The sequence below is a fragment of the Jiella sonneratiae genome (assembly GCF_017353515.1).
GTDB lineage: Bacteria > Pseudomonadota > Alphaproteobacteria > Rhizobiales > Rhizobiaceae > Jiella > Jiella sonneratiae.
Genome location: NZ_JAFMPY010000016.1, coordinates 99978 through 107649, shown reverse-complemented (window position 1 = coordinate 107649; position 7672 = coordinate 99978). Strand labels below are relative to the sequence as shown.

At 68.7% G+C, this 7672-nt stretch carries 6 protein-coding genes; 2 read left to right on the top strand and 4 right to left on the bottom strand.

Features of this window, described 5'->3' with window-relative positions:
• Window positions 1-95 precede the first annotated feature (95 nt).
• The gene (locus tag J1C47_RS15195; RefSeq protein ID WP_207351624.1) at window positions 96-290 is read right to left on the bottom strand and encodes a hypothetical protein; all 195 of its coding nucleotides are present in this window, start codon (window positions 288-290) and stop codon (window positions 96-98) included.
• Window positions 291-1391: 1101 nt separating this feature from the next.
• On the opposite strand from J1C47_RS15195, the gene J1C47_RS15190 reads away from it, so the two are divergent.
• The gene (locus J1C47_RS15190; RefSeq protein WP_207351623.1) at window positions 1392-3380 is read left to right on the top strand and encodes a M23 family metallopeptidase; all 1989 of its coding nucleotides are present in this window, start codon (window positions 1392-1394) and stop codon (window positions 3378-3380) included.
• 332 nt (window positions 3381-3712) lie between these two features.
• Here the strand turns inward: J1C47_RS15190 and J1C47_RS15185 are convergent, their stop codons facing one another.
• From J1C47_RS15185 to gloB, 3 genes are all read right to left on the bottom strand, one after another.
• On the bottom strand, window positions 3713-4651 hold the full coding sequence (locus J1C47_RS15185) for an extensin family protein (RefSeq protein WP_207351622.1): 939 nt from the start codon (window positions 4649-4651) through the stop codon (window positions 3713-3715).
• 664 nt (window positions 4652-5315) lie between these two features.
• Entirely contained in the window at window positions 5316-5759 is a 444-nt protein-coding gene (locus J1C47_RS15180) for a cupin domain-containing protein (RefSeq protein WP_207351621.1), read from the bottom strand.
• Window positions 5759-6529 (bottom strand): hydroxyacylglutathione hydrolase, encoded by a 771-nt coding sequence (gene gloB / locus J1C47_RS15175; protein ID WP_207351620.1) that lies wholly within the window; start codon window positions 6527-6529, stop codon window positions 5759-5761. Before gloB ends, J1C47_RS15180 begins: the two co-directional genes overlap by 1 nt.
• Window positions 6530-6974: 445 nt before the next feature.
• On the opposite strand from gloB, the gene J1C47_RS15170 reads away from it, so the two are divergent.
• The gene (locus J1C47_RS15170) at window positions 6975-7649 is read left to right on the top strand and encodes a methyltransferase domain-containing protein (protein WP_207351619.1); all 675 of its coding nucleotides are present in this window, start codon (window positions 6975-6977) and stop codon (window positions 7647-7649) included.
• The last annotated feature ends 23 nt before the right edge of the window (window positions 7650-7672 follow it).

Sequence of the window (7672 nt, the reverse complement as noted above, 5' to 3'; positions counted from 1 at the left end):
CTGCCGCCAGCGTTCGTTCTGAGCCAGGATCAAACTCTCAGGTTTGATAAGAGTTGTCCCAGCCGTCACTGTCTCAAAGCTTGACGAGAATTTCTTCAGCATCCCCGGCCCGGCAAAAGCCCGAAAGCCCATGCCAAATGCCCGGCCCGCAATCCTGCGAACCCGGCGACCGAAAACGCCATGCCCTCCAGCCACGACGACCCGTCCGTCCCTTGCGAAACGAACAAACCGTCAAACAGACCGGAGAGACCATTCTCATCCAAAGAGAAGTCCGTGACGGCCAGGGCCATCTCACAAACTCACCCCATACCGGAAAGGATACCGGCAAGGATGAGCCGCAAAACCCGCGCCGCCCACGCTTCTCTTTCTTGTCTCCAATACCAACAATGTCAAAGAACACGGCACATTGCGCCGTCGAGAAGAGCGAAGGAGACCGAGCCCTCGTTGGAAGGCCGAACCCGTCGACAAAACTCAAAAGATGCCGACGATGGAGGCGCAAAAACCTTCCGGCCGGAGATTTCTCTCCCGAGCCGGAGATCGTCCGCTCCGTTGAAGGAGCGTGTCGGCGCCGCCGCCGTCGTTGATGAGCGCCATATAGGCCGTGGCTTCCCGGCCTGTCAACGGCGGTTTCGCAAAAACTTCAAAAAACCTCGCGGCGCCCGTTTCCGCCGCCCTCCCGGCCCGCTGCGCGGCCTGGCGGGCCGGTCCGGCGGCCCCTGGTCGGGAAGTGCGGCGCCGGCCGGGCGCTGCCGCTGGACGCGGCGGCGTGCGACCTCCTCCTGGAGCTCGCTGACGGGGCGGGCGCGGTTCCGTCACTGGAACGGCCGGGATGGCCCCCCGTCCATTCATGCATCCATTCATGCGGCCAAGCCTGCGGCGCACCCGCGATCGGCTCCCCTCCCCTCCTCTTCCCTTCCTCTTCCCTCGTCTCGTTTCCTCTTCCCTCGTCTCGTTCGGTACGCTGGAAGTCTCCGCCGGCCATGCCTGCCGCCGGCCACGACTACCGGCGATGCACCGGATGCGCTTTCGCCCCTTTGCCGCATCCGGGTTCGCCGGGCAGCGCGGCCCCGACCGGCGGCCGGACGACCGTGGGATCGGTGGGACGGTCGCTGCAAGGAAGGAAGGAAGGCCGGCGGCAGCGCAGCGTTTCATTGCCTCGTGCCCGCGTGTGGAGATCCAGCCCGCCGCCTCGCCGGCTCCGGACCCACGGTGGAAAGCGCCCGCCGGAAGCGCCTGCGCTTGAGCCCGTCTCCCCGGTCGGCTATTCGACTCCCCGCCCGCTCGTTCAGCGGGAAGGCCGCGATGAGGGATACGGCCGGGATTTCGCCACCTTGTTGGTCGAAGGGCTGACGACGCCCGGCCGTGGCGACAGGATCCTTCTGGGGAGAGGAATGACTCGGACGCCGCACGACAGGCTTGGCCTCTCTTCCGCCCTCGGCAACGAGCCGGCGCTCGTCGCCGACGGAAGGCGGCGGCCGGACAAGCGGCAGGTCTCGGCGCGCTGGCTGACCGGCACTCTCCTCACCGGCCTCACCTCGACCGCACTGATGGGAATCGCGCTCTCGGCCGCCCTCGACGGGCACCGGGGGGCCTCGCGCCCGGCGATCGCGGCCTCGGCCGCCGCGGCGACGCCGGACGACGAGACGATCGTCAAGGGCGAACGCGTCGTCGCCACCGCTCTTCCGGTGGCGCGCTCGCGCCAGATCATGGAACTCTCGACGCTGACGCGCAAGGGCGACCGCGAGGTGCTGCGCACCCTCCCCTTCGGCTACGTCAACATGCTGCTCGCCGCGCGCTATCCGGCGACCGCGGATTATCCGGGCTTCGACCCGATGACGATCTATGCCGGCGACGAGGACGGCGATGCCGATGCGGCGGCCGCTGCTGCCGGCGAACCGGCGAAGATCTACGGCGCGCGGGTGGAATCGGAGGTGCGCCTCAAGGTCTCGGCCTTCGACTTTTCCCCGGCGAGCTACGAGCGCAACGTCGATCTCGACGCGGTATCGGCGGAAAATCTCGTCCGGTCGATCGCCCCCGGCCTCGGCGGCCAGCCGGTCCAGGTCGCCTCGCTCGGGACCGTCGATCCGTTCCGCTTCGGTATCAGTCCGGACCCGGCGACCGACTACGAGCCGGGCTCGGCCTTCCGGGTGGTCGCGCAGAACGTCTCCTATGCGGTCGCCGATACCAACGAGGCGGCGCTGCCACGCTTCCACGAGGAGATCGTGCCGTTCCGCCAGAAGGCGGCGATGGCCGAGATGCTGAGCCGTGCCGGCCACGAGGACGACGGCGCCAAGGCGGCCGTCGAGGCCCTCGCCGAGATCCTCGGGGCCGACACGCTTCAGGCCGGCGACGCGCTGCGGATCGGCGTCGAGACGCAGCCGCGCGCCGAGGCCGGCGAGGCGCCGCCCGACAGCGAGGTGGTGCGGCTTTCCGCCTATCGGGCCGGCCAGCACGTCGCCACCGTCGCCGCCACCCAGGACGGCCCCTTCGAGCCGGCCGCCTCGCCGGAAATGTCGGATTCGGTCAGCGAGGCGATCGACGAGAACGAGGACGAGGCGCCGATCCGCAACGACATGCCGTCGATCTACGACGGCATCTACCAGGCCGCCCTCTCCTACGGGCTCGACCTCAGGATGTGCCGCCAGCTCGCCCACATGCTGGCCACCGACCTCGACCTGCAGGGCCGGCTGTCGCCGAGCGACCACCTCGTCGTGTTCTATTCGATGACCAGGGACGGCGAGGACGAGGACCCGGCCGAGATCCTCTATGTCGACGTGCATATCGGCGACATCGAGAAGCGCTATTACCGGTTTCGCCCGAAGGAGACGGGCCTCGCCGACTATTTCGACCAGGACGGCCAGAGCGCCGGGCACTTCCTGCTGCGCAAGCCGGTGCCGAACGCGCGCTTCAGCTCGGGCTTTTCCACCGGCCGCCGCCATCCGGTGCTCGGCTACGTGCGTCCGCACTGGGGCGTCGACTGGGCGGCGCCGCGCGGCACGCCGATCCTCGCCGCGGCTGACGGCGTCGTCGAGAAGGCCGGCTGGTCCAGCGGCTACGGCCGCGAGACCGAGATCCGCCACGCCAACGGCTACGAGACGATCTACGGCCACCAGAGTGGCATCGCCGACGGTATCAAGCCTGGGGCGAAAATCCGCCAGGGCCAGGTGATCGGCTATGTCGGCTCGACCGGCCTGTCGACCGGCAACCACTTGCATTTCGAGGTGCATGTCAACGGCAAGCCCGTCGACCCGATGCGGATCAAGATCCCGCCGGGTCAGGTGCTCGAGGGCGACGATCTCGTCACCTTCAAGCGCGAGCGCGACCGCATCGACAAGCTGCTCGCCGAACATGTCGACACGCCGCTCGTCGCCGAGGAATAGGCGGGACGCCGATCCCACGCGGCACAGCGGCGCAGCGGCGCCCCGGGCGATATGGCAGCACGTTCGGATGTCGCATTCCGGCGGCGGCGGGTCGCGACAGAAATTCGCTTGAAGCCATGCGGCGTCGGCGCCGTTTCGATCTCCGCCTTTCGGGGAGATGTTAGGCAGACGGTTCAGGTCGAAGCGCGACCGTGGCAAGGAGGGGCGCGAGGCCGCCCCCTCCCCCTCTGCCTACCGGCATCTTGCCCGCAAGGGGAAAGATCAGGCCAATCGCCTTCGACAGCGCCCCATTCGAAGGATCGCCCGGTGACGGTCGCGGCCCGGTATTACGCTCAGTGGCAGTAGGTCGCGCCGCCGTGCCGAGCCGCCATGTCGAGATGGAAATGCGTCGTGTGGTCGGCATCGGTGCCGGGACCGAGTACCGTTTTGAACGGTCCGCAGGCGGCGGCGCGGATGCGCGTCAGGAACTGCCGCTCCCGCGCATCCTCGCTCCGCGCGCCGACCGGCGATGCGGTGTCGGCCTTGGCTTTTTCAGCCTGCTTTGCGGCGACGGCTTGTGCACCTGAGGCGTTACCGGTTCCCCCGTCCGGTCCATCCGAAGCGTTTCGATTTCCCGCAGCGGCCGAATCGGCCGCCATCTCCTCGCCGCCGGAGTCAGAATCAGCGTGCCGCTCTGAATCGTCGGGAATCGCCCGGACGCCGACCGCACTTTCGTCGGACAGCACGAAGGCGGCGATGTCGATGGCGCTGCCGCGGGCATGTTCGGAGATCTTGTCCTCGGAGGAGCGTGGCCGGCAGACGAAGGTGGAGGCATGCCGGATTGCCGTCACGGTCCTCTGCGGCCCGAAGGCCGCGCGGGCCGCCGGCACGACCGCCTCTTTCGCCCAGTCGTCGAGCGCCAGCGCGGTCTGGCAGAGCAACTGCGTCTCGGGCTCGACGGCGATGCCGGAAGAAAGCTTGTGGATCGCCACCGGGCGCAGCACGCCGCACTGGCCTTCCGAAATGCTCTCGCCGACCGTGAATTCGGCGCCGCGCCGCTTCAGCTCGGCTTCGCAGGCCTTGGCCTCGACGATCGCGGCGGCCGCTTCGACGGTGGCGGCGGGCGTCACACTCGGGAGATCGGCCTTGAGGCTCGACGGCGTGACGCTCTCGCCGGAATTGCCGTCTTCCGCCGTCCCTTGAGACTTTGCCTCGCTGCCCCTTGCCTCGTTTTGCGATGCGCCGGCACCCGTATTTCTTGATCCGCCGGCATCCGGTCGTGCGACCGGCACCGGTCCGTCCTCGGGGAGCGGCTCCGGCCGCGCTGTTTCCGCCTTTCCGATGCGGCGATCGCCGCGACGGGAGCTCTTTGCGTCCTCGCCCGCCGCGGGCCGTTCGCCGGCTTCGCCGGCCGCCGGCTCCGCCGCATCCGGCTGGCTTTCAACGGGTCCCGCATCGTCCGGACGCGGCATCGGCGCCGGCGCCTTTCCCGTCACCGGCAGTTCGGCCGCGGCGGCTGCGATCCCGGCTCCGAGCGGCACCGGCAACCCGCAAAGCCACAGCGCCGCCGCGACACCCGCTGCCAGACGGACGTTTTGGGAAAAACGGGTGCGGACCGAGACGCCGGAGGCAGGTGCCGCCCGGCGATCGACGGTGCGCCGGGAGGCTGAGAAGAACCATGTCGGATGCATCGGACCTGCCTTTCGGACTCCCGCCGCCGGTCTGACCGGGCCGCGGACGCCGGGTGGCGCGCCGCGTCGAGACGGGCCACCGGGACGGCAGCCGCCCGGGCCGGCGGGATGCGCCCGGCCGGGGTCGCAAGACCCGGACCGCGCCCGACGACGAATGCCGGGCCGGCCGGATCGGTTCCTTGCTCGTGAGACCATCCGGAGGCGGGGCGCGGCCATCGCTCGAACCTTGCGTCGCCGTCCCGACACGTGCCTTATCCCGTCATCGTCAGCCGCGGCGGGGGGTCGGCCGCCAGTCCTTCGGGGCCATCTCGAAGCCGTCGAAATCGAAGGCAGGCGCCACCGTGCAGCCGACGAGCGTGTATTCGCCGAGCGAGGTCGCCGTCTGCCAGCAGCCGGCGGGGACCACGAATTGCGGCCGCTCGCCCGCCTCGATGTCGGGGCCGAGGCGATGGGCCGAGGCGTCGTGGCCGTTCTGCGAGACGGTGATGACCAGCGGTGCGCCGGCATACCAATGCCAGACCTCCGCTGCGTCGTTGACGCGGTGCCATTCGGAGGTCTCGCCGGCCTCGAGCAGGTAGTAGATCGCCGTCGACCGGGGCCGCCCGTCCCCGTCCTGACGCTCGTCGCGAAACGTCTCGCGATACCAGCCGCCTTCCGGATGCGGCTTCATGTCGAGGCTTCTCACGATCCTGAGCGCTGCTGAACTCATCAGTACTGATCCCTCTTCCTTCTGATCGCGGCAAAGACCTCGACCGGTCTTGCCTCACCCATTCCCATCGCCGCCATGAGCGCCGGATCGTCGGCCCTCAGAAACGGATTGGTCTTCTTCTCCCGTCCGAGCAGAACGGGCAAGGTCGGTCGGCCGTCGCGGCGCAACTCTTCCACCTCCAGCACCCGCTCCTTCAGCGCGACGTTGTCCGGATCGACCGAGACGGCGCATTTGGCGTTGGTTGCGGTATATTCGTGGCCGCAATAGAGCATCGTACCGTCCGGCAGCGCCCGCAGCTTCTGCAGCGAATCCCACATCATCGCGGGATCGCCCTCGAAGAGCCGGCCGCAGCCGAGCGAGAACAGGGTGTCGGCGGCAAACAGCGCCCGCGCTTGCGGCATGTAATAGGAAACGTGGCCGAGCGTGTGTCCCGGCGTGTCGAACACCTCGACTGCAACGCCGCCGACGTCGATCGTCTCGCCGCCGGAAACGCCGCGGTCGAGCCCCGGGATCTTCATTCGCTCCTTTTCCGGGCCGATCACCTCGACGTGGAAGCGTGCCTTCAGGGCGTCGTTCGCGGCGACGTGATCGCCATGGTGGTGGGTGGTGAGGATGTGGGTGAGCGTCCAGCCGGCCTCGTCGAGCGCCGCGAGGATCGGCTGTTCTTCCGGCGCGTCGATCGCGATGGTCGTGCCGCTCTCGGCCTCGTGGACCAGCACGCCGAAATTGTCGCTGCGGCAGACGAACTGCCGGATGTCGAAGCTTGCCATGATGTTCTCCTAAACCTATTGCGGATCCGACCCGGCCCTCGCGCCCGCAGGCGAAGGCGAGCCTCGCTGCGAAAATCCCATGCGAAAATCGGCGGAAACCAGCGTGCGGATCGGCTTTCCCCTTCGACACGTCCCGACGTTCCAGGTCGACGCTCCAAACCTGCCGTTCCCCATGAGGCGGATCGCCATCCGGCCCGCCTGAAGGCGAAGCACGGTTTTGGCGACGAGCCTCTCGCCGGGCCCCTCCCGAAGGATTCGTGCCGATTTCGCGACATGACGGTTTCGGGTCAGCCGGCGGTGGTTTTATATAAGAGGCTGCCGCCGCACTGGAACCTCGGGAGACTGTCCCCTGTCGACCAATGCCGACATCATCGACCTGTGCAATTTCTACGGCTCGCCGCTGGGTGCCGCCGCCGTCCGCTCGATCACCCTCGCCCTGTCGCCGATGTGGCGGCCGATCTCGGAGGAACGGCTGCTCGGTCTCGGCTATGCAACGCCGTATCTCTCGCGCTTCGGAAGCGACTGCGAGCGGGCGCTGGCCTTCATGCCGGCTGCCCAGGGAGCCGAGCGCTGGCCGCGCGGCGCGGCGCCGCGGACGGCACTCGTCGGGATCGAGGACCTGCCGCTCGGCGATGCCTCGATCGACCGGATCCTGATGATCCACGCTCTGGAATTCGCCGAGAGCCCCGAGGCGCTGATGGCCGAAGCATGGAGAGTGCTCGCCCCCGGGGGCAGCCTCGTCATCGTCGTTCCGCACCGGCGCGGCGTCTGGGCGCGCTTCGAACACACGCCCTTCGGCTCCGGCCGCCCCTGGTCGCGCGGCCAGCTGACGCGGCTCCTGCGCTCGGTCACCTTCACCCCGCATGCCTGGGGCGAAGCGCTGCTCTTCCCGCCGTTCCAGAGGAACTCGCTGATCGGCTTCTGGCCGGCGCTCGAACGCATCGGCCGCAAATTCTGGCCGCTTTTCGCCGGCGTCGTCGTCATCGAGGCGGTGAAGCAGCTGCATCGCGGCATTCCGGTCGCCTCGGCAGCGCGCGAGCGGCGCCTGGCAAAGCCGGTGCTCGTGCCGGCCGGCGCAGGCGTCGGCGCCAGGGTGTGCACCACCTCCGGCGGCAGCTGACCGCCACGATCCCCGACGGGCGA

Coding starts and splice junctions, on each gene's coding strand:
- J1C47_RS15195 (WP_207351624.1), bottom strand. CDS start 290: ATGGCCCTGGCCGTCACGGACTTCTCTTTGGATGAGAATGGTCTCTCC.
- J1C47_RS15190 (WP_207351623.1), top strand. CDS start 1,392: ATGACTCGGACGCCGCACGACAGGCTTGGCCTCTCTTCCGCCCTCGGC.
- J1C47_RS15180 (WP_207351621.1), bottom strand. CDS start 5,759: ATGAGTTCAGCAGCGCTCAGGATCGTGAGAAGCCTCGACATGAAGCCG.
- gloB (WP_207351620.1), bottom strand. CDS start 6,529: ATGGCAAGCTTCGACATCCGGCAGTTCGTCTGCCGCAGCGACAATTTC.
- J1C47_RS15170 (WP_207351619.1), top strand. CDS start 6,975: ATGTGGCGGCCGATCTCGGAGGAACGGCTGCTCGGTCTCGGCTATGCA.